The organism is Bdellovibrio bacteriovorus (assembly GCF_001592735.1).
GTDB classification, from domain to species: Bacteria; Bdellovibrionota; Bdellovibrionia; order Bdellovibrionales; family Bdellovibrionaceae; genus Bdellovibrio; species Bdellovibrio bacteriovorus_D.
The window spans coordinates 65432-88364 of sequence record NZ_LUKE01000002.1; the positions used below are offsets into that span (position 1 = coordinate 65432).

A 22933-nucleotide genomic window follows, 5' to 3' on the forward strand; every position below is an offset into this window, starting at 1 on the left:
CGCATCATAATGGATACATGGGTTGGAAAGACTTTTTACAGTTTTTTAGACATTTAAAAAGTCTTTTTTTTCGTCAATTTTTTGATCATTTACAGTCTGAGACAGAGAGGAACTCTTGGCCCTTATAGAGGGTCTTTTTAAAATACTCATAGCGAAGGGGGGACTTCAGCTTTAACACTTGAGGATAATAGCGATAGTAAGTAAAGCTTTCGGCGAAATCCTCAAAAAAGTCCTTCGACGCGTAGTCAGTGACAAACTCCTGCGGGCGCTCATTAATAAAATGCTTCTCTTTTTCCACCCACCCGGAAGCCTTTAGCCATTCCTGGCTGCTATCAAGTCCATAGAACGTCCCATAGTTGTGGGCGATCTCATGGAAAGTGGTGTGCTCTTTGTGGGAGTCACTCATCGCATCCATAGGCTTATAAAACTGGATAATGCCGTTAGATAAGACATTGGGATTGACGGGATTTAAAATCCCAGAGTGATTCATGCGCACGTAAGTGGGAAGCTGGATAGCGGGCAACATGGTCAAGGCATTTAAGTAAGGCCCGAGCTCAGCCTTGCTCCAAGGGCGCACCTTAAAGTAAGCATCAAACTCGTCTTGATCTTTGGGGGTCGGCGCTTTTAAGCGATCAAAGCCTAAATGCGAAAGAATGATTTTATATTTCATCGCGACATAAAGATACAAAACACCGTCTTCAGAGCCAAAGACGGCTTCTGCCGCGCAAAGCGCTTTATCACATTTGAGGTCTTTAAATTTTGTCCAGAAGTCGATATCTTGTTCGGGCTTAAATTTATAACTCTTATAAGTGACTAAATAACGATAAGCCTCAATAAGTTTGGCATTTTCATCTTTAATCGCAAGTCCCCCGACACCAAGACTTGATTTTGCGCCAGAATGGCTCACGGCTAAGATTTCCGCCTTCATGGCTTCGTGAGTTGGGAAAGGTTTGCGACACAAGGCTTGGTCGGTGGAAAGCGCTTCATTAAAAGTACTTTTACGTTTCACACCGTGTTTGGCGATGAGTTTTTCAGTTGTGGAAATAATCCAGTCTTTATAAGCGGCCACTTGCGTTCCAACACCGGTGTAAACGCACTTGTCCCCTTCAACGGGCTGTCCAAAAAACGCGTCGACATCATCAGCGCCATTCACCACACCGACGACGACGGAAACTTGACCCGAGTGTTTTGCAAATAACGGCCCTCCGGAGTCTCCGGTGCAAATGCCTTTTCCGATGCTTTGATCAAAGAAAAAATATTGCGGCGAAGCGGATCTGATTTCAGCCGTTAAATCCACAGATCGCAACACACCGTGGTCGTTTTTCACACTGCTAGTGCGACCATACCCCACGGCGTGCAACGTGCGACTCCCGGGGGCGGTGAGCGTTTCAGGCATCAAAGCAGGAACGGCTTTTTTCGGAGCCGGCTTTTCAAGCCAGATAAGTCCAATATCATTTTTATGTTCGTTTTTAAGTTTCATCACGCCCTCAGAAATCAGTTGGTAATTTTCGTGAGGAATGAGTTCTGCCGACATTACGGATTTTTTTGGATCTGCGGCAAAAAAGATTTCTAAATCGCCACCATCTTTCACGCAATGAGCGGCCGTTAAAACGATTTGTTCTGCAATCAAAGTTCCGGTGCAGATGCGATTAAAGCCATCCACGATTTTAACGACCGACCGCAGATCTGGATCTGAAAACGGTGTGGCCTTGCCCCCAACGATCGCGTTTTCTTGTTCTAATTCCGCTATTTCATGCGAAGTCGGACCCGCGCACGCTGAGAGTAACAAAATACTGAGTAAATATTTTTTCACGGTTGCCCCCACGCCGCCATCATCCCGAACTGACAAGCACGATCAAAAGTGACCGTACCCCCTGCAGATCGACCCGATTTGCTAGATCCAGAAATATCAACCACCCAAAGAGTTTTTCCGCGGTAATCGCTAGATGCGCGTGGGGCTGACTTTTTAACCGACTTTGTAAAGTCGACGAGAGAAAGCGTTTTTTTCACAGCGTTCATATAGGCGGCATCGTTAAAGCAATCAGGCGCCACATTCGAGGAACTTCCCAATCTGGCTTTTTGTTGAGAGATCCATGGGAGGTAATAGGCGGTCTGAGTAGTGATCGCGTTGTAGTGACACATATCACCCACCACCTTACCCATAATTTTAGTGATCTTGTCTAAGGCCGTGCTGACGGAAACAATGGTGGGGCGCCCGTTGACATACATAAAAGAAGGTCCACCGGAATCACCTTTGCACAGGCCTTTTTTATTGCGCTGATTATAGATTAATTTTTGCGGACGATTTTTTAAAACTTCACCTTCAAGGTTGACCATGCGTAACACGCCTGAATCATCGTTGCCACTCACTGTATTCGTAAGTCCAACCCCGAACGTGCGAACCTGATATTTGCCGGGTTTTAAGGGGCCTTTTGGCAAAGCCGCAATAACGGCGGCTTTGGGTGCAGGCTCTGCAAGCAAAATCAAACCAATATCGTCCGAGTCTTTATGGTTCATCGACATGAATCCATCAGACGTACTCGCGGGACTATAACCAGGGTGTTGTAAAATATATTCCGCCCGAACTTCTTGACGGTTGATGAAGATGACCGAAAGATCACTGGCACTGATATTTTTTAAACAGTGAGCGGCCGTGAGAACAAATTTTGAATCAATCAAAGTGCCGGTGCAAAAGGTATCTCCTCGTAAAGTCAAAGCCACCGTCGCCTTAGCACCTGGATCCTCGGCGGAAATACGGTCAGCCCCCACGATGCCTTGCGGGATGATGTCGTGGCCATTTTCTAATTCATGGCGCGCAGGATTTTGCCCCTCGCAGGCAGCAAGTATGAAAAAAGAAAAAGCGCAGGCCAAAAACAGAGACTGTTTCATTTCGAGATCCTTTGGTTATAAGGATAAAACAGCAAGGCCAGGGCCACATTTAGGGGGATGATTCCGGGTTTAAAGCGAGCTCAATGGTATGGCCTTTCAAAGCGCCGAATATTGCGCCCAAGGGGCCATTTAGTAGACAGGACTCTCTTCGGGGACCTTAAGGCAAAATGATTTTTGAAGGCTCGCCCGGAGGCGTCCATTTAAGTTTAATCTCTAATGGGAAGTGATCAGAGCTGACGACGGTGTGATGAACCCTGGCATCCAGCACGTCAAAGCCGCGCACAAAGACGTGATCGAGTTTTAAAAAGCGTCCGTCATCTTGAAGATCCAAGTGTTCAAGTTTTAGATCACGGAAGATACTTTTCATCACCATAAAGCGTTTCAGGTTCCAGGTGTTAAAGTCCCCAGCTAAAACCACCGGTCCATTAAAGTGCGAAATCTTTTCGGCGATTTCATAAAGCGAGCCGGTGAAAGCCCCTATGGTCACAAAATTTAAAACATGCGTGCACACAAAAAGAACTTTGGTGCCATTAAAATCATATTCGTTAAAAAGTGTGAGCTTGGGCGTGAGCCAAAACATTTCTTTGGTTTTAGCTCTGATAAAATCAACCGCTTTCGGTGCATACGGAGACCCAATGGCCACCCCGGTGCTGCTTTGATCTTTTTTATACTGAAAACTTTGTGCTAAATGCCATTCGTAAGCCGCAAAATCTTTTTTCCATATTGTCGGCATCTTGTCTTCACCGACAAGGGCTTCTTGCAAAAGAATAAAGTCTTTACCGTAACCGAGTTTTGAAAAGTCGCGCGAAAAAATATGCGCTTTTTGACCTTTATAGACATTCCAAACGAAAATGGAAAACTCTGAAGGCGGAAAAGGCGGTGATACCGCCTCGCCGATTTTCATTAATACTTTTTCCATTTGCGGAATGAGATAAGGAACCATGTTTCATTTTATCCTTACAGAATGACTTTTACAACCCGGTCCACGACAAACTTCGCTGATTTTAAAGCTTCTGTAGCATCCTCCTCTTTATAAAACTCTGAAGGTGTCAGGTCTTCACTTCCATAATAGGCCAACTCTCGATCACGGCGTAAACTTCTTGAAATGGAACATATTTTATCCAGATCCTTATGCAAGACGGTCGGCATTCGCGCTTTCTCCTCTTGAAGAATTCCCGAAACATCGTGAATTCGCGGGACGTCGATATGGCAATGGCGCAAAAGAGACTTTAACACAAGCTCCACCACCTCTTGGGACTCACGAACGACGTCAGCCCAGGCCTTCTTAGAATAAAGATACTCTACAGCCCCTAAGCGTATCTGGGCCCTTTCCGCATAATCTTTTGCTAGTCCCTTATTTTGCATTTTCCCCCTGCCGGATCCAATAACCTTGTCCATGGCTCATTTTTTTTATATACAGACCTTTTGCAATATCCCCGCGAATATCCCGAAAAACTTTCTTAACATTTCCATTTAAGTCATAAAGAATTTCGCCCTCGATCGCATTTTCTAACCAGAGGCTTCCAACCGGCTCTCCAGGCTTGGGCAACGCCACAAATTGCGGAGAGTATTTTTCGCCGACACCCAATTGATCCCAACGTCTATAAAACTCGCGGTCCATTTTTACCTGAGGCCCCAAGACCACCAATATATCGATATCACTTTTTTCGGTGGCCTGACCTCGAACTTGGGACCCGAAAAGCACCACTCCCTGGGGAGAAAATACTTTTATTATTTCTTCCAAAGGCAAATCCAGATCGAGAGCTTTAAAAGATTTTAGTTTACGATTGCACAGTTGATTCAAAGACTCCCCGTTACGAGAAGCCTCTTCTTTTAAAGCCTGATGTAGGCCTGGCTCTAATCTTAGGACGAACTTACCGGATACCATAGTACTATGGTACTACCATTAGTAGTACTATGAAAGAACTTTTTTAAGTCGTTGAACCCACACGACTTAAATAGCTTTCGTCCACGGTGGAAACGGTTAAAGATTGCGCTTCTTGTCGCTCTTGTTCTGCCAATAAAGTCGACAAATAGCGTTCCGTATAACTAGGGACGATCACGACGATGGTTTTACCCTTGTTTTCCTCTTTAGCGGCCTGTCTTAAACCGGCACAGATCGCCGCGCCTGAAGAGATCCCCACGGGGATGCCTTCGGTTTTGATAACTTCTCTAGCGGTTTTGAGGGATTCTTCCGAAGACACTTGTTCAATGCCATCCATCACGGATTTATCCATTACACTGGGGATGAAGCCTGCTCCGATCCCTTGTATTTTATGGGGTCCAGGTTTGCCACCGGAAAGCACGGGACTTTCCACAGGCTCAACCGCAATCATTTTCACACTTGGCTTTTTTTGTTTTAAAAACTGCCCGACCCCCGTGATGGTTCCGGAAGTACCAACACCACTGATCACCATGTCCACTTGGCCCTCAGTATCATTCCAGATTTCTTGAGCCGTCGTTTTGCGGTGAATCTCAGGATTGGCGGGATTATCAAATTGTTTTGGCATCCACGCGTTCGGAGTTTTTTCATGAAGTTCGATCGCTTTGGCAATCGCCCCTTTCATGCCGAGCGGCCCCGGAGTTAAAATAATTTTTGCGCCCAAAAGAAGTAAAAGAGTTCTTCGTTCTTGCGACATCGTTTCGGGCATGGTGAGCGTTAATTTATAGTTTTTGGCAGCCGCGATAAAGGCAAGCGCAATCCCGGTATTGCCACTCGTGGGTTCGATGATTTCCATGCCGGGTTTTAGTTTTCCAGTTTTTTCGGCGTCTTCAATCATCGCCAGACCAATGCGATCTTTCACGGACCCGAGAGGATTAAAAAATTCTAGTTTTAGTAAAAGCTTTCCGGGAAGATTTTTTCCCATACGTTGCATTTGGATAAGAGGGGTGCGGCCGATGGTTTTTGTGATGTCGGAATAGATGTTCATGAAATGACTCCTTCCTGTGAAGGGTATCCCAAATGAAGGTGTTTTATTAAACAATTTTACGCGTTGGGGTCTGGCGGCGTAGACTCCAATTAAAGGCCGATAAACTCTTGAGGAGAGATTTTTAAAGCCGCGCTCACAGATTCAATAAATTGTATGTCAAAACTTCTTTGACCTGCTTCATACTTACTAATTTCTGACTGCGAGATCCCCAGCGCGAGGCCAAGATCTTTCTGCGTGATGCCCGCTTTTTTGCGAAGCATGATCATCCGCGCGCCTTGCTCTAACTCCACTTTACGTTCAATATCGTAAAGCTTGGGATTTTCGGCTTTTTCTTGCGCGAGTCTTTGTTTACGAATCCTCATTTATTACTCACTTGTACTGAGTCTAGATTAGCATACACATCTATAGCATCATTCTTAGAAGGAGATAAAAAATCCTTGGTCAAAGAAAGCTCTATATCATAGCGGCTTTTCTCGCGATCAAAAATAATATTTGTGAGCGTCACACGAAAAGCTCGTTCACCCTCGACGCTAAAACCCGTAAACTCTTTCCCTCGATTTTCCCATGAGCGCAGTGTGGAAGCCGGAACGCGAATTCTTTGGGCGACATCATCAAATGACAATTTTGCGAAAGTTCTTAGAAACTTAAGTTGGTTTCCCGTTAATCTTTGTCTCTCAATCAATAAAGCTTTCGCCGTATGAAGCTTTAAATCGTTCATATTGATTTCTGGAAATTCTTCGCCCTCTATGGTCTCGACAAAAATATTCTTAAGAAGAACATCGAATCCGAATCCCTTAAATATATATTTGGATACTAAAGTTTTCACTACTCTTCCCTCTTATTTTTATCAATTGCCGTGATAATCAAAACTTTTGGATCCTTAAATAAGACAACAATGCGAATATCCTTTTTCCCACTGTTATCAAGGCCACGGATCGCGTATTTCCGAGCCTTCCCGCCTCAGCCGCCGCTATGACATCGATAACCACATTAGATCGCTTCCTTATCGACATATTACACCCTTCACTTTATCATATTGCTTATTTTTGAGCAATTGAAGATATATATATCTGTAATTACAAGTACTTATAATACAAATATACTTATAATCACATATATTCAAATACCGCGAAGATAGCAACTTCGCCATTTATGGATATGTAGATAATATGTAAATATCTATAAGTAAATACTTATTTACATAGCCTTATACGTAAGGAATTGTTGATTTTAATAAAAATCCAAGGGCAAGTTTTGGATTGAATTGCTAGATTCCAGCTTTCATCGAGTTTTTTGTAAGCCGTACTAATCTGCCTTAGAAGCTTAGTAACAGGCAAGAGCGCGCACCAGGCCTTGCTTCGCATAAGATAATATAAGCTCATCCTGAGTGACTAATTGCAGGCGATTTTTTCGTGCTGTAGCCACGATAATCCTATCCGCCGGATCACCGTGAAATCCTCCCGGAAGGCGAGATGACTCTACCGCGACGTCGGCCGACAAAGGCAACACTTCCAAACCCAGTCTTTGAATAGATAACTCAATCCAATCTAAAATGGGTTCGGTGAGAGTGAGGCGACCTTTAGCCTCTAACATTGAAATTTCCCACAGCGAAATAGCGGAAATACAAAGTGCCCGATCTTTAAATGATTTCTCAATAAGGCTTTTAGCGGGACCCTTTTTCATTTTCTCATTTCCTAATGCCAGCCACACCCAGGCATGAGTATCCAGAAGCAATCGACTACTTGTCATCGGCGTTCCACTTTTCCTTTAAGGGCTTCACGATATCCCCTTGGACTTCGCCAGTGCCAGCCATCACGCCAAAAGGACCCGCGGCCGCGCCCTGTTCATCATTTACCGGAACTAGCTTTGCAACGGGCTTACCATGCTTCGTGATAGTGACAGACTGACCATATTTTTTGACTCTATCCATCAGTTTGAGACATTCTGCTTTAAACTGTCCTGCGGGGTATTTGGTAGTCATATGACCTCTTTTGGGATAATGGTCATAATAACATGGTCATATTTATAAATCAATGTCCTTTACGCTCTCTGGCAGAGCGTAAATTAAACTAGCTCGCCTTTTTCCCCAAAACTTCTTCGGCCATTTTGCCGACCATGTTTTGCAACACTTGGGCTTGCGCGGACATTTCTTCTGAAGTCGCTGCGGTCTGTTCAGCGGCAGCTGAAAAGCTTTGTGTTTGTTGATCGAGCCCTCCCATGATTTTGTGAATGGACTGAATCCCTTCGGTTTGTTGGCCCGAAGTTTCCGCGATCTCTTGATTGAGCACGTTCACTTTTTGTACCGAAGTCACAATTCCATCTAGGACGCGATCACTTTTTTGCGCAAGCTCCAGCGACACCTTTGTTTGATTTACGCTGTTGGTGATGACTTCTTTCACCTCTTTGGCGGCGGAAGCCGACTTAAGCGCCAGACTGCGAACGGCGTCGGCGACCACCGCAAAGCCTTTTCCTTGCTCCCCGGCTCTGGCCGCTTCGACCGCCGCGTTCAGGGCTAAAAGATTTGTTTGAAAAGCGATGTCGTCAATGATGTCCATGGCAGAGGTGATTTCGCCTGAAATTTTAGACATCACGTTGATGGATTCAATCAGATGTTTTACTTCCGCCGCCCCTTCGGCAGCGCCTTTTTCAGAATTTTTCGCGAGTTCTGCGGCGGTGCTAGCGCGCTGTTGATTGGCTTGCACGATGTCGTTCAGGTTTTTGATCGCACTTAAGGTTTCCTCAATACGCATCGCCGATTCCACGGATCCTTGCGCGACGTTTTGCCCGGCCATGGAAAGCTGATTAGAGGCTTCTAAAACTTGGTGGCTTGATTCGTTGGTATTGGTCACCGTGTTTGAAAGAAAGGCCATCATTTTGCTCGCAAAAATAGAGAATCCTGCCATCGCCACCGCGAATGAAATAAAAAATCCGATCAAAATTTCATTACGAAATTTTGCCACCTGCGCTTCGACGTCATCCACATAAACGCCACTGCCAATCACCCAACCCCAAGGAGCAAAATGGCGCACGAAACTGAGCTTTGGTTCTGGCTTCGGCGAATTGGGTTTGGGCCAAAGATAAGGAACAAAACCTTCGCCTTGAGTTTTTGCGAGTTTTGCAAACTCCACAAAAAGTTGAAAGCCGTTGGGATCCTTTTTTTCGGTCAAATCTTGGCCGTTCAATTCAGGTTTCATGGGATGCATAACCATCGTTGGATGAAGATCGTTAATCCAAAAATACTCATTGCCAGCATAACGAAGTTTGCTGATGGACTCTTTGGCCAAGGCTTGAGCTTGATCGGTGGTGAGTTCTTTTTTGGCTTCTAATTCTTGATAGTGTTCTAAAATTTTGGTCGCAATGTCCACCGTGTTACGAAGTGAGACGCGGCGGTCTTGATACATATTATCGCGAATAAGGGGCAGAATGTATCCCACCATCATTCCCCAGATCGGAATCATTGCCATGACTAAAAGAGCGAGCGTTTTGTAACGGTAACTTCGATGTTTCCATAACTTCCCAAACATTCGCAGGCTCCTTTTTTTTTAGCGGGGCTTAGTATCGCCCGGGTGTACATCGGCGGTTGCGCCGATGACTTAAGCCCTGGCACTAAGATGCGAGTCGGATTTTTAATATTTAATGTTTGTCATTTTAAAGCACAATATCGGCCGCACTGCTTTGCATTGAATTCTGAAAGTGACCGGGCCTTATCTTGTGCTAGACTTCTTTTTTGAGCGGAGGAAGCTTATGAAGTATTTTGCAGCAGCATTTTTGATTTTTCTTGGGTTTGGCTTTCAGGCAAAAGCCGACAATGCCGTGGGTGCGGTGTTAGGTGATCCTTCAGGGCTTTCTGCTCGCTTTGGGTTAGACAGCTTTCATTCTATCGAAGGCGCCTTGGCTTATTCGGTTTCGGGCTATAAGGGCTTTCACATGCATGCGACCTATTTGTGGGACCGCGCGCGCACTTTTAAAACTTCGGGTGATCCGCTGTACATGTACTATGGTTTGGGAGCGCGATTTATTTCTATTAATGATGGAAAATACGATGGCGATGTGGCGATCGGCCCTCGTGCTCCGCTGGGTTTGATTTATTACTTTGAAAATCCGGATTTGGAAGTTTTTGGGGAGCTGTCTGTGGCGTTGGATGTGGCTCCACGCACGGATGTGGATTTGGATGTTGGGATTGGGGTGCGGGTGAGGTTTTAGTTCGCCCACTTAAATAACTATTTGTTTTATCGATTTATGATTATTATTGTCACAGACGCTTTGCGCATCAGAAGTTCATTCAAACTTTTTTTACAATCACTTTTTTGTTTGTTTACATACATCTCCTTTCTTTAGACTTTGCATCAACAAATAAAGAAAGGGATTTCTAATGAAGAAAAAAATATTTGTTTTATTAACCATTGCAGCTTCTCTCGTTGCTTTTAAAGCAAAAGACGGGTTGCGCCCATTGGGCTTAAAATTCGTCGCTCCAACCATTTCCGGCAAAAGTAACGTATCCAATCCTGAAGTCGGCGAGATCGTATTTGATACTAGCGATTCAAAATTTTGGGGCTTCTTCGGTCCAAATCACCCGGCTCACTGGGTTGAGCTAGGCGGAAGTTCACCGGGATCCGCTCTTCCTTCTGGCACCATCCTACCTTATGGCGGCACTACTGCGCCTGCGGGTTTCCTCATTGCGGACGGAAGTACTTTAGATGGAAGTGATCCACAGTATGCTGCGCTTTTCGCAGCTATTGGTTGCAACTTCGGAGGAAATTGTGGCACCGGGGGCGATGATTTCAATCTTCCTGATTTGCGAGGTCGTTTTCTACGTGGTGTAGATGGCACAGCGGGCAGAGATCCTGATAAAGCCAGCCGCATCGCCATGGCCTCTGGCGGTAATACAGGAAATAATGTCGGCTCCATCCAAGGCCACGCGTTTCAAACACACAATCACTCTATTTCAGATCCAGGACATTCGCACAGCGGTAATTATTATTCAGCTTCTGGCGGTTCGGATCTCAATATGTCAAGATTCGCTTCAAACGGAAATCCTCAAACAAAATGGGTCGATAGCGCCTATACTGGAATCTCGATCAACAACGCAGGGGCCTTAGGCACAAATGCCCAGGCTAGCTCTGGCGAAACTCGTCCGGTTAATGCCAATGTTACATATATAATTAAATTGTAGGTCTTAATTTAAAGTCGGCTGAGCACCTTACCACGGGTGCTCAGCTTTAGGCTTCCTGGCGCATAGCTTCATAGTCAGTTTTATGTTGTAAATAGCGCGACAACAAACAAATATTTGCCGTGAGTTCACGCCCTAATTATAGAGCTGATGTTGATGGACTTAGAGCTGTCGCCATCGTTGCTGTTCTTATTTATCATGCTTTCCCAAGTTCGTTTCAGGGCGGTTTCGCTGGTGTAGACGTATTCTTTGTTATTTCAGGTTTTCTAATCACTTCGATTATTAAAAGTGAACTTGATGAAAACAAATTCTCGCTTGCGAGCTTTTATTCACGACGAGTTCGTCGCATATTTCCTTCGCTTATTATTGTGTTATCCACTTGCGCCATCTGGGGATGGTTTTTCCTTATCCCTAGCGAATACGAAAATCTTGCCGAACATATCAAATCTGGCGCCACATTTATTTCCAACTTTACCCTTTGGAATGAGGCCGGTTATTTCGACAAACTGGCAGAGACAAAGCCGCTTTTGCATCTTTGGTCCTTAGCGATTGAGGAACAGTTTTATATCCTCTGGCCACTTCTGCTTATTCTTTGCACACGTTTTAAAATCAGTCTTCGTTCGATCACGGGAGCAGTTTTGCTTCTTTCATTTATAACAAGCGTGTATTTAACGAACCAGAATCTGACTGCCGCCTTTTATTCCCCCGCCTCACGATTCTGGGAAATTCTTATCGGCGCTATGCTTTCAACAATGCCTTTAGAAAGACTGAAAAAGTTTGCAAATCCATTATCAATACTGGGCGCTCTTTTCTTAGTCTTGAGCTTTGTATTATTGGACGACAAAAGAAGTTTTCCGGGATTCTGGGCCTTACTTCCGACACTGGGCACGGCATTTATTATCGCCGCAGGCAGTAGTGCCGTTATCAATAAAAAGATCTTATCCCATCCCCTGGCCGTCGGCATTGGGCTGATCAGTTACCCGCTGTATCTTTGGCATTGGCCGCTTTTTTCTTTTCAGATAATTTCTAAACATTCTTTAAGTGTCACAGAAAAATTAGTAACCCTGGGGGTTGCAGTTGGCCTTGCGTATGTGACTTATGTGTTGGTTGAGAAACCTTTGTCCAAGATTTTTTCTGCGCGCTTAAAGGTCGCACTTTATTCAGCAGGAATGGTCACCATGCTGGGCTTGGGGATGTTTATCTATGAAAACGATGGATTGATTTCTCGTTTTCCAAAAGACATTCAGGAGTTTGCAAAACCAATTCCGGTAGAAAAATGGCTAACCGATGTTCGTAGCGGCGTTTGTCATATTCAAGATCCAGAAAAAGATAAACTGAGCGACATCTGTTTTGAAAAGGGGCACCCTTCTGTTTTTCTTTGGGGAGATTCCCACGCCGCGGCACTTGTGCCGGGATTACTTGAACTGCAAAAAGAGAAAAAGTTTTCTTTTAGCCAGGCGACTCATGTGGGGAATCCGCCGTTTATTGGGAATGATCATTGGCCATTGCACTATCAACAACATAATGAGAAAATTATAAAGGAGATTAAGCTCGGCAAGCCCGATATCGTTTTAATACACGCCGCCTGGGTACAATATAAAATTCCAACAGAGTCGATAACCTCTGCCATCTCTAAGACTATACACGAGATTAAGAGAACCTTGCCCGAAAAAACGAGAATTGTGATAATCGGGCCTGTACCAGCATGGAATGAATCTCTTCAGAAAAATCTTCTAAAATATTATTTGGGTCGGAATAAACTTATTCCGCCTTATTCCTCTTTTGGTCTTAACTCAGAGATTTGGATATTTGACTCGGTTCTTCGCACAGTCAGTAGCACAAACGAAGTGAATTATGTTTCTGTATTAGATAACTTATGTAAATCCGGGGAGTGCCTCACAAGGGTTGAAAACAGCTCCAAAGGACTGACAACGTTTGATGATGCACACCTCTCCCCTAGAGGGGCCATCTATTTTACAAGACTTTCGGCAAAATATCTGTTTTTGTAAAATTAAAACTCAGATGTTCGCAGGCTTATACTCTTTTACCAACTCACCTAGTTTTGTTTTTACTTCAGCGGGCTGCCCATCATCACAATAACGGCTCATCTTTTGAAGTTCAGAGAACAAGACATTCGCTTCTATCATTCCCTCTATGGCACGCATGATACGCGGATGGCGGGTTTTTTCAACGTTGTTCCCGATGAGAAGCTCTTCATATAGCTTTTCGCCCGGTCTTAATCCCACAAAAGATATCTTAATATCTCCCCGACCCGACTCAGCCTCAAACACCTCCAAACCACTAAGCTCGATCATCTTTTTTGCAAGATCAACAACCTTAACCGGTTCCCCCATATCCAACACGAATACATCGCCCCCTTGCCCCATGGCTCCGGCTTGTAAAACTAATTGGGCAGCCTCAGGAATGGTCATAAAGTATCGAGTCACGTCCGGATGAGTTACAGTGACTGGACCACCTGCCCGGATTTGTTCTTTGAATAACGGTACGACAGATCCAGAAGATCCCAAAACATTTCCAAAACGAACCATGGTAACTCTAGTCTGGCCGGCGCTTTCTTTTGCAATCGCTTGCAACACTAACTCCGCAAGGCGTTTGGTAGCTCCCATGACATTAGTGGGCCTCACGGCCTTGTCCGTAGAAATTAAAACAAAGTTTTCGACTTTAGCGCTAATACTGGCGCTGGCTGCTCGCCAAGTCCCAAAGACATTATTACGAACCCCAGAAATAATATTGCTTTCAACCAGAGGTACATGTTTATAGGCGGCCGCATGATAGACTGTCGCAACCGAGTATTTGAGAATTGTTTTTCGTAGATGATCTTCATCCAAAACATCGCCTAAGATTCCCACGACCTTGAGATTCGGGAAATGTTTCAGCAAGTCCTGCTCAATTCTATAAAGCGCAAATTCATTTTGCTCATATAACACGATCATGCGAGGGCCATTTTGAGCAATTTGTCTGCATAACTCAGCCCCAATTGATCCCCCAGCACCCGTGACCAACACCGCTCGGTCCTGGATACAACTTGAAATGAGATCTTGAAATGGGGGAACGGGGTCTCTTCCAAGAAGATCCTCGACGCCAACCTCGCGAATATCTTCGATACTCACGCGCCCATCGACAAGCTCTCCCATTCCCGGGAGCGTCTTCAAAATCAAATTTTTCCCCTCAAATCTATGGATAATTTCTTTACGTCGAGATCGTGATGCTGAAGGCATCGCGATAAGAAGCTGATGACAGCCCTCTTCAGCCATGACCTCCAGCGCTTCTTCTGGAGAAAATACTCGAATACCCGCAACATTCGATCCGTGAAGGTCTTTACTGTCATCAAAAAATGCGACGGGCATAAACTCCGGGCCAGACATCAGCGCAAGCGCCGTCTGCAATCCTGAGCGTCCAGCTCCATAAATTGCCACTTTTTGGCGACGATCCCCTTTTCTTTCAAGAGATCGCAGGATACCACGAGCAAAAAAACGACTTGAAGCGATATACGCAATCGCAATCACCCAATAGATCACGATGGAGGAGCGTGGAATCCCCCCCACCTGCCCCATGACCACGACAGCCAAGAGTAACAAAACGGAAAGCGACACTCCGTAAAAAACTGTCAATAAAATCTTGTCGTCCATAAAACGAATAACAGCCCTGTAAAGACCTAACCGAACAAAGATCGGTACCGCGAGAAAAGGTAAAACAAAGAAAATCCAAATATATTGAGAAATGTCCGGCGCCCAAATTCCTAAACGGAGAGCGATTGCCGAATAAAGCGCCAACGGCAACAATAAGACATCGCAAAGAAGCATAAGAATAACTTTAAACTTCCGAGGCAAATATGCGAGGCGATAGTAAGCTGTCATGCGATAAATTACTTCCGACGAAAAATCATCTTAGAACGCCATTGAATAAAACGAATTCCCATTCCCAACTGGGCTTTGAGATATTTAGGATCTTTCCATGAGTTTACCAATAAGCTCTTCAGTATTGCGGTCCCTAAATATAATGCGTAATAAATGTCATGGACCTTCGTAATTAAATTGGGCTTCACCAGCAAGCTTTTGCACCAATCATTCACATCGCATTCAATCACGATATGAACACGAACTTCATTCCCGTCATTTCTCACACTATGAACGTAGCTGGTGTCCAGCGCCCAAAATGTACCAGGCCTCATCACGACCTGTTCCCCAGAAACCTTGAAAACCACTTTGGGATTAGTCTGAATAGGAATATGAAAACGAATACGCTGATTAAGTTTCGCTCCCGTCAAATCCCTATGAGGATGCAGTACTCCTCCCGGCTGTAAATAGTAAAATACCGCCATGTTTATCGGAGTCTTAAAGAATGAAATAACCTTATTTACTTCCGGCGTCCTAACATTATCTGGAATTTCGGCGCCATTTTCCACCAATGGAATAAAGCTCCATAGCTTACTCGCGTACTTACCGGCTTCATGCGTGGGAGTAGACTGTTTTGAGAGACCGATTGCAAGCTCGCAGAGTCGGGCAATTTCAGCATCCGTTAAAAACTTTTCGTCTAAGACGTACGCGCCGTAGTTCAAATCTGTTCCTTTTTTTTTAAAACAGCCACCTTTAACAAAATATCCACAAAAGATACTTGCCAAAACCTAAAAATTTTCACCGATCACCCCGTTTTAAACAATGCGAAATGCTCTGCATAATCTTGAAATCGTTACCGTTTCTAATTAGATTCAGCTAATGATAAAACGTTTTTTTGATTTTTTCGCAAGTTTGGTTATTTTGCTGATTGCTTGCCTTCCACTCCTCATTCTTTTTTTGCTTGTAAGACTGTTTTTGGGGAGCCCAGTCCTTTTCCGCCAAGTGCGTCCCGGCTTAAAAGGACACCCTTTTGAGATGCTCAAACTTCGCACAATGACTGACCAAAGAGACAGTCATGGCAAACTTTTGCCAGATGCTGATCGACTGACAAAATTTGGAAAGTTCCTACGGTCAACAAGTCTTGATGAACTTCCCGAAATTTGGAATGTTTTAAATGGAGATATGAGCTTAGTCGGACCGCGCCCTCTGCTAATGGAATATTTACCTTTGTATTCCGATGAGCAACGTCGGCGTCATGATGTGCGCCCAGGCATTACCGGGTGGGCCCAAGTAAATGGGAGGAATGCTTTATCGTGGGAAGAAAAATTTAAACTAGATGTTTGGTACGTTGAAAATCAATCCTTTTTGCTCGATATAAAAATTCTATTTTTGACTTTATATAAAGTCGTAAAGCGATCAGATATTTCTGCACCCAACCAAGCCACGATGACAGCGTTTAAAGGCTCCAGCGACTTAACTAAGCCTTAAGCTTTGCTGGAACTCCCACATAAGTCCCGGCCTCGACCAAGCTTTTGACCACCGAGCCTCCTGCCCCCACAATAACTCGGTCAGCGATCTTCACCGATGGAACAACGGAAACCCCCGTGCCGATTTCGCAATATGAACCTATGGCCACAAATCCCGATAAAGAGGTATTAGGCGACAGATGAACATAATCACCCAGTCTAACATCATGACCAATTGTACATCCGATATTTACCACGACGCTTTTTCCAATTTCAATATCACAAGTCAGAACTGAACCCGGACAAACAATAGACCCTTCGCCAATATTCACGTTAGATCCTACAACACATGAAGGGTGCACGACGGCGGGACACGCGGAGATATGACCTCTGACCTTTTCGATCATATCTACCATTGCTTTTGGATTTCCAGACCCGACAATCCATTGAGCATCCTTAGGAATCTTTTCGGCCTCGTAAAAAATAGGCAAACCTCTAAGAGAAGTTTCCGGCGAAGTCCTTCCGTTAAAGAAACCAACAACTTGATACCCTGCCTGAGTTACCCAATCATAAACTTCTCTTGAAAAAGCACCACTTCCCAAAATGACAATTTTCATACCTACTCCACCACTCCTATTTTCTCGCAGATTTCAAAACTTTTTTAACTGCAAGGCTCAAACCATCGGCATAATCATCAGCTAACGTCGGATGCACCAAGAAGGCAAGGCTGCTCTCAGAAAGTTTCTTAGCATTTGGAAGCCGTTCCTTCACCGCAAATGGACTATTCACAAACGCCTTTTCTAGATAAATTTCCCCACAGCTTCCCACGAAACATGGAAAACCTTCGGCTTGAATGGCATGCATAATTCGATCTCTGTTCCAGCCATCCCGCAATTGAGCTTGATCAATAAATGCGTATAGACGGTAGTACGAGTGAAACTCTCGGCTGCTAGGCTGAGGGATTATTAATCCTTCCTCATCCTTAAGATTCGCAATAACCTTATGAGCCAAATGACGTCTTTGCAGAACCCAAGCTTCAAGTTTTTCTAGCTGCTTGAGAGCAATCGCAGATTGTATTTCTGTGAAACGCCAGTTGGTACCGAAAGATTCATGCAACCATCTAAATCCCGGGGGATGTTCACGTCTGTAGACAGCGTCATAGCTTTTACCATGATCTTTGAAAGCCCACATTTTTTCGTAAATTTCTGATTCATTGGTCAGAAGAATGCCGCCTTCTCCACCCGTGGTCATAATTTTATCTTGGCAAAATGAAAAGGCCGACATGTCACCAAAAGAGCCCGTCAGACGACCATCAATTTTTGCGCCGTGCGACTGCGCACAGTCCTCAATAACTTTCAAATTATTTTCTTTAGCAAGCTTCATGATAGCTGACATATCTGCGGGCCACCCCGCTAGATGAACAACAACAATAGCCTTAGTATTCTTGTTTATAACTCGAGAGATACTGTCCGCCGTGATATTTTGCGACGAAAGGTCAATATCTGCCATCACCGGGGTCGCCCCCACACGCACGATGCAGCTCGCAGAGGCGATGAAAGTACGGCAAGTCGTGATGACTTCGTCTCCAGGTCCGACCCCTAAGCCGAATAGCGCCAATTCCAACGCCAGGGTTCCGTTTGACAAAGCAATTCCATGCTTCATACCGTGGTACGAAGCAAAATCATCTTCAAATTTCTTTGTAAGATTCCCTGTCCAATAATTTACTTTCCCGGACTTTAAGACGTCCACGACAGACTCTATCTCGTCATTTCCAAATACAGGCCAAGGAGCAATAGCTTTTTTTGAAACCGGGTCTCCACCGTTTATTGCTAAATTTTTCACCATGATCTCCTACGAAATAACATCTTCAAACATTTTTAAAAATCTTGTAATACCATTTTTAAAACTAAGATTTTCTTCATAATAACTTTTGGCCGAGTCACCCATGGATTTTAATTCCCCTTTAGATTTTGCCGACAAATCCAAAACAGCAGCGCTTAAAGCCTCCGGATTTTCCGAAGGAACACAAATTCCGCCCCCAGACAAGCGGATCAACTCCGCGGCATCCCCCGGCACCGCCATCAGCACAGGCTTTCCTATCGACATATAGGCTTGAGTTTTAGACGGCACCGTAATCTCAAATAAAGGGTCTTTTTTTAGATGCACTAATAAAACATCACAATTCGACATCAATCGGCCAACCTCAGTCACTGGCATCCGAGGAACAAATATGACGTTAGTCAGTTGTCGGTCTTGCGCAAGCTTTTTCAACCTGTCTGCATCAATTCCGCCGCCCACAAAAACAAACTGGATATAAGAAGATTTTAAAGAAACCTTTTCAGCGGCTTCAAGAACACTCTCCAGTCCTTGTGCCTTTCCCATATTTCCGGCGAATAAAATATTAAATTTATTTGTTAAAAAACTAAATTCTTCACCTGTTGAATGCGAACTTAAGGACTTTTCATCACACCAGTTATAAATAACTTCGATTTTATTTTGCGCCACTCCTCGCGTAATCAAAGCTTTCTTAAAGCCTGGCGACAAAACAACTATTTTATCGGCTCTTTTATAAATCCAGTTACAAAGCATATTGATAACTTTAAGAATTCGTTCATTTTTAAGCATTCCGGTAGACCGTAAAGAATCAGGCCAAAGATCCTGGATATCATACACAAACGGCACTCGGCGAATCAGTCCAACAAGGGCAGCTGAAAATCCCACCGTCGCTGGCGGATGATAGACATAGATGACATCAAATTTCTTGGCTCTGATTGTCCCAAAAATAAAAGACGAAATGCAAAAACTAACGTAGTTAGAAATTCTTTTAAGAGCAGACCCATCATGACTAGGATAAAGCCAAACTCGGTGGACACAGATATCGTCCATGATTTGTTTTTGATATAACTTCAGACGATAATTTTCGTAAATATCACCACCCGGATAATTCGGAAACCCGGTAACCACCTCAACTTCATGACCCTGACTCTTAAGTCCTTTAGCAAACAAGAGTCCTTTGAAGGTGGGCTCTGGATCAAACCATTGAGTAAGGATTAAAATTCTCACGAAAAGCCTAAACTTTCTTCCACACAACTCTGTTCACATAGTCTGTGTAGCTTAGAATAATCCTTAAAACCTTGTCCGACACGTTGGGCATCGAATAATCAGCAACGGATCTTAACAATCGCGCATCACCCCTAGGCTGATCCGCCAAAACCTCCAAAGCTTGCAAAATGCGGTTTTTCTCTAAACCCATCATCATTACGGAAGCTTCTTCAAAGCCTTCTGGTCTTTCGTGAGCTTCTCGAATATTTAATGCAGGAAAATTAAGGATAGATGACTCTTCAGTTATAGTTCCACTGTCCGATAAAACCGCACGAGCTTGGACTTGCAATTGGTTATAATCAAAAAAACCCATCGGCTTCATGAGCTGAACTAGGGCATGAAATTTGGCACCACTCTTTTCTACCCTTTTCATGGTTCGCGGATGAGTTGAAACGATCACCGGCAAGCCGAACGTTTCAGCTACCGCATTTAAAGAATCAACTAATTTGGAAAAGTTAACCTCTGACTCTATATTTTCTTCGCGATGCGCACTTACTAAGAAATACTTTTCTTTCGTAAGATTTAAACGAACTAAAATATCTGACTTTCGAATCTGAGGTCCATAAAAATTCAAAATCTCGAACAAGGGACTGCCCGTCTTAATAACCCTATCGGCAGGAAGACCTTCCCTTAGCAGATACTCTCTAGCAATTGAGCTATAGGTAAGATTTATATCCGCAGTATGATCTACAATTTTTCTATTAATTTCTTCTGGCACACGTTGGTCAAAACAACGATTGCCTGCTTCCATATGAAAGATAGGGATTTTTCTTCTTTTGGCTGCAATCGCCGCCAAGCAACTATTTGTGTCACCCAATATTAAAACGGCCTCGGGCTTTTCCGCTTCTAAAACTTTATCGACTTCTATAATTACATTTCCAATTGTCGCGGTGGCGTTCGCACCAGCGGCATTTAGAAAGTGGTCCGGTTTGCGCACACCGAGATCATTAAAAAATATCTCATTCAACTCGTAATCATAGTTTTGGCCGGTATGGACGATGACTTGATCAGTATACTCATCAAGCCGAGCCATGACTCTGGAAAGTCGAATAATCTCTGGTCGGGTTCCAACAACGGTCATCACTTTCATTTTTTTCATATCAAACCTTATGTGCAATGGTATCTGGATTTTGGCGATCGAAAATCTCGTTTGCCCATAACATCACAACTAATTCGTCTTCACCGATATTTGTAATGTCATGAGACCAGCCAGGTATAGTTTCTAAAATCGGCGATTCTTTGGAGCTATCAACAACAACTTCGCAAGTCTCTTGAGTATCCATATGCAAAAACTTATATCGAGCTTTCCCTTTAATAACCAAAAACTTCTCTGTCTTCGTGTGATGGTAATGCCCACCCCGAGTAATACCTGGATGTGCGGTAAAAAAAGAAAACTGTCCGGAATCTTTAGTTTTTAACATTTCAACAAAAACACCCCGAGGATCTTCATAACGAGGAACCTCATAGGTAAACTGCCCGGGTTTCAAAAAGCTTAAATACGTCGCATGAAGAGCTCTGGTAATTCCTTGGCCCACACGTTCGGTGATGAGTGTCTGACGACTTTCCTTAAAGGCCTTAATCGTATCTGCCAACTCACCGAGAGTAATGGTATAAACAGGTTTCGCCTCAATAATTCTCGAATCTCGTAAGTGCCCCGTTTCATGGGAAATCAATAAAGAGATAAATTCCGTGACCACATCATCAATATAAATAAGTCGCAATACGGTGCTTCGGTCATTGATCGAAATAGGCAGATCGTTCGCGATATTATGGCAGAATGTCGCAACAACGGAGTTATAATTCGGACGACTCCACTTTCCAAATACATTAGGCAAACGAAATACGTAGGATTTTTCGTTCTGTAAAAGGATCTCCTCCGCAGCCTTTTTTGACTTCCCGTAAGGATTCTCGAGCTCTGCCTGGATAGATGAAGAAAAGACGATAGGTGACTTTAAACCCAGGTTATACCTTACATTCAAGATTTTTTCTGTTAAAGAAAAATTGCCTTCATGAAAATCCTTTTCTTGTTGCGGACGATTCACACCAGCTAAATGAAAAATGAAATCAGCTTGGGCGACAAGATCCTTCAATTCTTCTAACGACGATCCTTTATGATACTCAAGAATTTCGTATTTCTTCAGCTCACGCAGCCTCAAAATCAAATTTTTGGCGATAAATCCTTTTGATCCAGTGACAAGAACCTTCACGGGTTACTCCTCTGGTGCAACGTTTTTATTTTTTTTAATCGCACGAATGAAGTCTAGCTTCAAAAGCAGCGTTTTCATTTCCTGAACATTTAAGCGATGAGTGTTGTGAGAATTATAATCTTCAGACTGCGAAATGGCGATCTCACCTTGCTCTATGAATTTATCATAGTTTAGGTCGCGCATGTCGGCAGAGACTCGATAGTACTGCCCCATTTCTTCAGCCGAAACTCTTTCTTCTCGACTCAACAACGTTTCATAAAGTTTTTCGCCGTGACGAGTTCCAATGACCGAAATGGGATGTTGAGGAACGTCCAAAAGTTCGCAAAGCGCTTTAGCTAGGACTTCTAGAGTTGCCGCAGGAGCTTTTTGGACAAAAATATCTCCGTTCTTTCCATTTTCAAAAGCATGAATTACAAGATCAACGGCATCGTCCAACGTCATCATGAAGCGAGTCATAGCTGCATCGGTAATTGTCAGAGGTTTTTTGGATTTTATTTGATCAACGAACAAAGGGATCACCGAACCCCTAGAGGCCATCACATTGCCATAGCGAGTTCCGCATATAACCAGACGACCACCGTCCAGGCCACGAGATTTTGCCACCATGACCTTTTCCATTAACGCTTTAGAAATACCCATAGCGTTAATGGGATAAACCGCTTTATCGGTACTTAAACAAACAACACGACTTACTCCGCATGAGATCGCAGCCTCAAGGACATTTTCAGTACCAACGACATTTGTCTTAACCGCTTCCATTGGATGGAACTCACATGAAGGAACTTGCTTAAGTGCGGCTGCATGAAATATGAAATCAACGCCTCGGCAGGCAGAAAGAACACTGACGTAATCTCGCACATCACCGATGTAAAATTTTAATTTAGGACTGTTATATTTCTTGCGAAGATCATCCTGTTTTTTTTCATCACGACTAAAGATACGCACTTCTTTGATATCGGAATCTAAAAAACGCCTAAGAACTGCATTCCCGAAAGATCCTGTGCCACCCGTAATTAAAAGAGTTTTTTCTCCAAAAATAGAACGATTCATTACTAATCCCTTGAAACAACATGTATTTACAAGGTTGGGATCGTATACAACATTGCCCACACCATCAATTAAGAACGTCTTGCCGCATCGGACAACATATCTTGCTCAGATGATCTTAAATACTTACGCAACGCATCTATCTGACGATATATTCCCTATGAAATGATGGAAGGGATTGCAACGATACCAGACGAACCAAGATATCCAAAAACCACAAAGAAAATGTCGATTACTGGAATAATTGGTAGAGCCCGTTGCCGAC

The 22933-nt window shown here is 43.8% G+C and carries 23 protein-coding genes; 4 read left to right on the forward strand and 19 right to left on the reverse strand.

Annotated elements, in window-relative coordinates:
* Positions 1–85: 85 nt before the first annotated feature.
* The 11 genes from AZI86_RS10850 to AZI86_RS10900 form a co-directional block, all read right to left on the reverse strand.
* Positions 86–1813: a trypsin-like serine protease gene (locus AZI86_RS10850; protein ID WP_061835213.1), complete on the reverse strand. Its 1728-nt coding sequence runs from the start codon at positions 1811–1813 to the stop codon at positions 86–88.
* Positions 1810–2889 carry a S1 family peptidase gene (locus AZI86_RS10855; RefSeq protein ID WP_061835214.1) on the reverse strand — a complete coding sequence of 360 codons (1080 nt, stop codon included), beginning with the start codon at positions 2887–2889 and terminating at the stop codon, positions 1810–1812. Before AZI86_RS10855 ends, AZI86_RS10850 begins: the two co-directional genes overlap by 4 nt.
* Before the next feature lie 157 nt (positions 2890–3046).
* Positions 3047–3808 (reverse strand): endonuclease/exonuclease/phosphatase family protein, encoded by a 762-nt coding sequence (locus AZI86_RS10860; RefSeq protein ID WP_253715888.1) that lies wholly within the window; start codon positions 3806–3808, stop codon positions 3047–3049.
* A 38-nt stretch (positions 3809–3846) separates the two neighbouring features.
* Complete coding sequence (locus tag AZI86_RS10865; protein WP_061835216.1) at positions 3847–4254, reverse strand: HEPN domain-containing protein; 408 nt, start codon at positions 4252–4254, stop codon at positions 3847–3849.
* A complete protein-coding gene (locus AZI86_RS10870; RefSeq protein ID WP_061835217.1) occupies positions 4244–4777 on the reverse strand; it encodes a nucleotidyltransferase domain-containing protein in 534 nt (177 codons plus the stop codon). Before AZI86_RS10870 ends, AZI86_RS10865 begins: the two co-directional genes overlap by 11 nt.
* Before the next feature lie 43 nt (positions 4778–4820).
* Positions 4821–5819, reverse strand: a complete 999-nt coding sequence (cysK, locus tag AZI86_RS10875; RefSeq protein ID WP_061835218.1) for a cysteine synthase A — start codon at positions 5817–5819, stop codon at positions 4821–4823.
* An 89-nt stretch (positions 5820–5908) separates the two neighbouring features.
* Positions 5909–6181, reverse strand: coding sequence for a helix-turn-helix domain-containing protein (locus AZI86_RS10880; RefSeq protein ID WP_061835219.1), 273 nt, complete (start codon positions 6179–6181; stop codon positions 5909–5911).
* Entirely contained in the window at positions 6178–6645 is a 468-nt protein-coding gene (locus AZI86_RS10885; protein ID WP_061835220.1) for a helix-turn-helix domain-containing protein, read from the reverse strand. Before AZI86_RS10885 ends, AZI86_RS10880 begins: the two co-directional genes overlap by 4 nt.
* Positions 6646–7142: 497 nt before the next feature.
* A complete protein-coding gene (locus AZI86_RS10890; RefSeq protein WP_061835221.1) occupies positions 7143–7568 on the reverse strand; it encodes a type II toxin-antitoxin system VapC family toxin in 426 nt (141 codons plus the stop codon).
* Positions 7558–7800 carry a type II toxin-antitoxin system Phd/YefM family antitoxin gene (locus tag AZI86_RS10895; protein WP_061835222.1) on the reverse strand — a complete coding sequence of 81 codons (243 nt, stop codon included), beginning with the start codon at positions 7798–7800 and terminating at the stop codon, positions 7558–7560. Before AZI86_RS10895 ends, AZI86_RS10890 begins: the two co-directional genes overlap by 11 nt.
* A gap of 88 nt (positions 7801–7888) precedes the next feature.
* A complete protein-coding gene (locus AZI86_RS10900) occupies positions 7889–9343 on the reverse strand; it encodes a methyl-accepting chemotaxis protein (protein ID WP_061835223.1) in 1455 nt (484 codons plus the stop codon).
* 220 nt (positions 9344–9563) lie between these two features.
* Between AZI86_RS10900 and AZI86_RS10905 the strand changes: the two genes are divergently transcribed.
* The 3 genes from AZI86_RS10905 to AZI86_RS10915 all read left to right on the forward strand — a co-directional run bounded on the left by AZI86_RS10905 (position 9564) and on the right by AZI86_RS10915 (position 12998).
* Positions 9564–10022, forward strand: a complete 459-nt coding sequence (locus AZI86_RS10905; RefSeq protein ID WP_061835224.1) for a hypothetical protein — start codon at positions 9564–9566, stop codon at positions 10020–10022.
* A gap of 169 nt (positions 10023–10191) precedes the next feature.
* The gene (locus AZI86_RS10910; RefSeq protein WP_061835225.1) at positions 10192–10992 is read left to right on the forward strand and encodes a tail fiber protein; all 801 of its coding nucleotides are present in this window, start codon (positions 10192–10194) and stop codon (positions 10990–10992) included.
* 119 nt (positions 10993–11111) lie between these two features.
* Positions 11112–12998: an acyltransferase family protein gene (locus tag AZI86_RS10915; RefSeq protein ID WP_061835226.1), complete on the forward strand. Its 1887-nt coding sequence runs from the start codon at positions 11112–11114 to the stop codon at positions 12996–12998.
* A gap of 9 nt (positions 12999–13007) precedes the next feature.
* Here AZI86_RS10915 and AZI86_RS10920 read toward each other — a convergent pair whose 3' ends face one another.
* A complete protein-coding gene (locus AZI86_RS10920; protein ID WP_061835227.1) occupies positions 13008–14867 on the reverse strand; it encodes a polysaccharide biosynthesis protein in 1860 nt (619 codons plus the stop codon).
* Between the two features lie 8 nt (positions 14868–14875).
* Positions 14876–15631, reverse strand: coding sequence for an aspartyl/asparaginyl beta-hydroxylase domain-containing protein (locus AZI86_RS10925; RefSeq protein WP_081111888.1), 756 nt, complete (start codon positions 15629–15631; stop codon positions 14876–14878).
* A 94-nt stretch (positions 15632–15725) separates the two neighbouring features.
* Between AZI86_RS10925 and AZI86_RS10930 the strand changes: the two genes are divergently transcribed.
* Positions 15726–16334 (forward strand): sugar transferase, encoded by a 609-nt coding sequence (locus AZI86_RS10930; RefSeq protein WP_157684686.1) that lies wholly within the window; start codon positions 15726–15728, stop codon positions 16332–16334.
* Here the strand turns inward: AZI86_RS10930 and AZI86_RS10935 are convergent.
* Genes AZI86_RS10935 through AZI86_RS10960 form a run of 6 tightly spaced genes read right to left on the reverse strand, consistent with a single transcriptional unit; the run spans position 16324 to position 22659 of the window.
* Complete coding sequence (locus tag AZI86_RS10935) at positions 16324–16929, reverse strand: NeuD/PglB/VioB family sugar acetyltransferase (RefSeq protein ID WP_061835229.1); 606 nt, start codon at positions 16927–16929, stop codon at positions 16324–16326. The genes AZI86_RS10930 and AZI86_RS10935 overlap by 11 nt on opposite strands.
* 16 nt (positions 16930–16945) lie before the next feature.
* Positions 16946–18157: a DegT/DnrJ/EryC1/StrS family aminotransferase gene (locus AZI86_RS10940; protein WP_061835230.1), complete on the reverse strand. Its 1212-nt coding sequence runs from the start codon at positions 18155–18157 to the stop codon at positions 16946–16948.
* Positions 18158–18163: 6 nt separating this feature from the next.
* The gene (locus tag AZI86_RS10945; RefSeq protein WP_061835231.1) at positions 18164–19375 is read right to left on the reverse strand and encodes a glycosyltransferase family 4 protein; all 1212 of its coding nucleotides are present in this window, start codon (positions 19373–19375) and stop codon (positions 18164–18166) included.
* 7 nt (positions 19376–19382) lie between these two features.
* A complete protein-coding gene (gene wecB / locus AZI86_RS10950; protein ID WP_061835232.1) occupies positions 19383–20513 on the reverse strand; it encodes a non-hydrolyzing UDP-N-acetylglucosamine 2-epimerase in 1131 nt (376 codons plus the stop codon).
* Between the two features lies 1 nt (position 20514).
* Positions 20515–21621, reverse strand: a complete 1107-nt coding sequence (wbjC, locus tag AZI86_RS10955; RefSeq protein ID WP_061835233.1) for a UDP-2-acetamido-2,6-beta-L-arabino-hexul-4-ose reductase — start codon at positions 21619–21621, stop codon at positions 20515–20517.
* A gap of 3 nt (positions 21622–21624) precedes the next feature.
* Positions 21625–22659, reverse strand: a complete 1035-nt coding sequence (locus tag AZI86_RS10960; RefSeq protein WP_061835504.1) for a polysaccharide biosynthesis protein — start codon at positions 22657–22659, stop codon at positions 21625–21627.
* Positions 22660–22933 lie beyond the last annotated feature (274 nt).

Coding starts and splice junctions, on each gene's coding strand:
- AZI86_RS10920 (WP_061835227.1), bottom strand. CDS start 14,867: ATGACAGCTTACTATCGCCTCGCATATTTGCCTCGGAAGTTTAAAGTT.
- AZI86_RS10930 (WP_157684686.1), top strand. CDS start 15,726: ATGATAAAACGTTTTTTTGATTTTTTCGCAAGTTTGGTTATTTTGCTG.
- AZI86_RS10940 (WP_061835230.1), bottom strand. CDS start 18,157: ATGGTGAAAAATTTAGCAATAAACGGTGGAGACCCGGTTTCAAAAAAA.
- AZI86_RS10880 (WP_061835219.1), bottom strand. CDS start 6,181: ATGAGGATTCGTAAACAAAGACTCGCGCAAGAAAAAGCCGAAAATCCC.
- AZI86_RS10860 (WP_253715888.1), bottom strand. CDS start 3,808: ATGGAAAAAGTATTAATGAAAATCGGCGAGGCGGTATCACCGCCTTTT.
- AZI86_RS10905 (WP_061835224.1), top strand. CDS start 9,564: ATGAAGTATTTTGCAGCAGCATTTTTGATTTTTCTTGGGTTTGGCTTT.
- AZI86_RS10870 (WP_061835217.1), bottom strand. CDS start 4,777: ATGGTATCCGGTAAGTTCGTCCTAAGATTAGAGCCAGGCCTACATCAG.
- AZI86_RS10910 (WP_061835225.1), top strand. CDS start 10,192: ATGAAGAAAAAAATATTTGTTTTATTAACCATTGCAGCTTCTCTCGTT.
- AZI86_RS10935 (WP_061835229.1), bottom strand. CDS start 16,929: ATGAAAATTGTCATTTTGGGAAGTGGTGCTTTTTCAAGAGAAGTTTAT.
- AZI86_RS10895 (WP_061835222.1), bottom strand. CDS start 7,800: ATGACTACCAAATACCCCGCAGGACAGTTTAAAGCAGAATGTCTCAAA.
- AZI86_RS10865 (WP_061835216.1), bottom strand. CDS start 4,254: ATGCAAAATAAGGGACTAGCAAAAGATTATGCGGAAAGGGCCCAGATA.
- wecB (WP_061835232.1), bottom strand. CDS start 20,513: ATGAAAAAAATGAAAGTGATGACCGTTGTTGGAACCCGACCAGAGATT.
- AZI86_RS10855 (WP_061835214.1), bottom strand. CDS start 2,889: ATGAAACAGTCTCTGTTTTTGGCCTGCGCTTTTTCTTTTTTCATACTT.
- cysK (WP_061835218.1), bottom strand. CDS start 5,819: ATGAACATCTATTCCGACATCACAAAAACCATCGGCCGCACCCCTCTT.
- AZI86_RS10900 (WP_061835223.1), bottom strand. CDS start 9,343: ATGTTTGGGAAGTTATGGAAACATCGAAGTTACCGTTACAAAACGCTC.
- AZI86_RS10890 (WP_061835221.1), bottom strand. CDS start 7,568: ATGACAAGTAGTCGATTGCTTCTGGATACTCATGCCTGGGTGTGGCTG.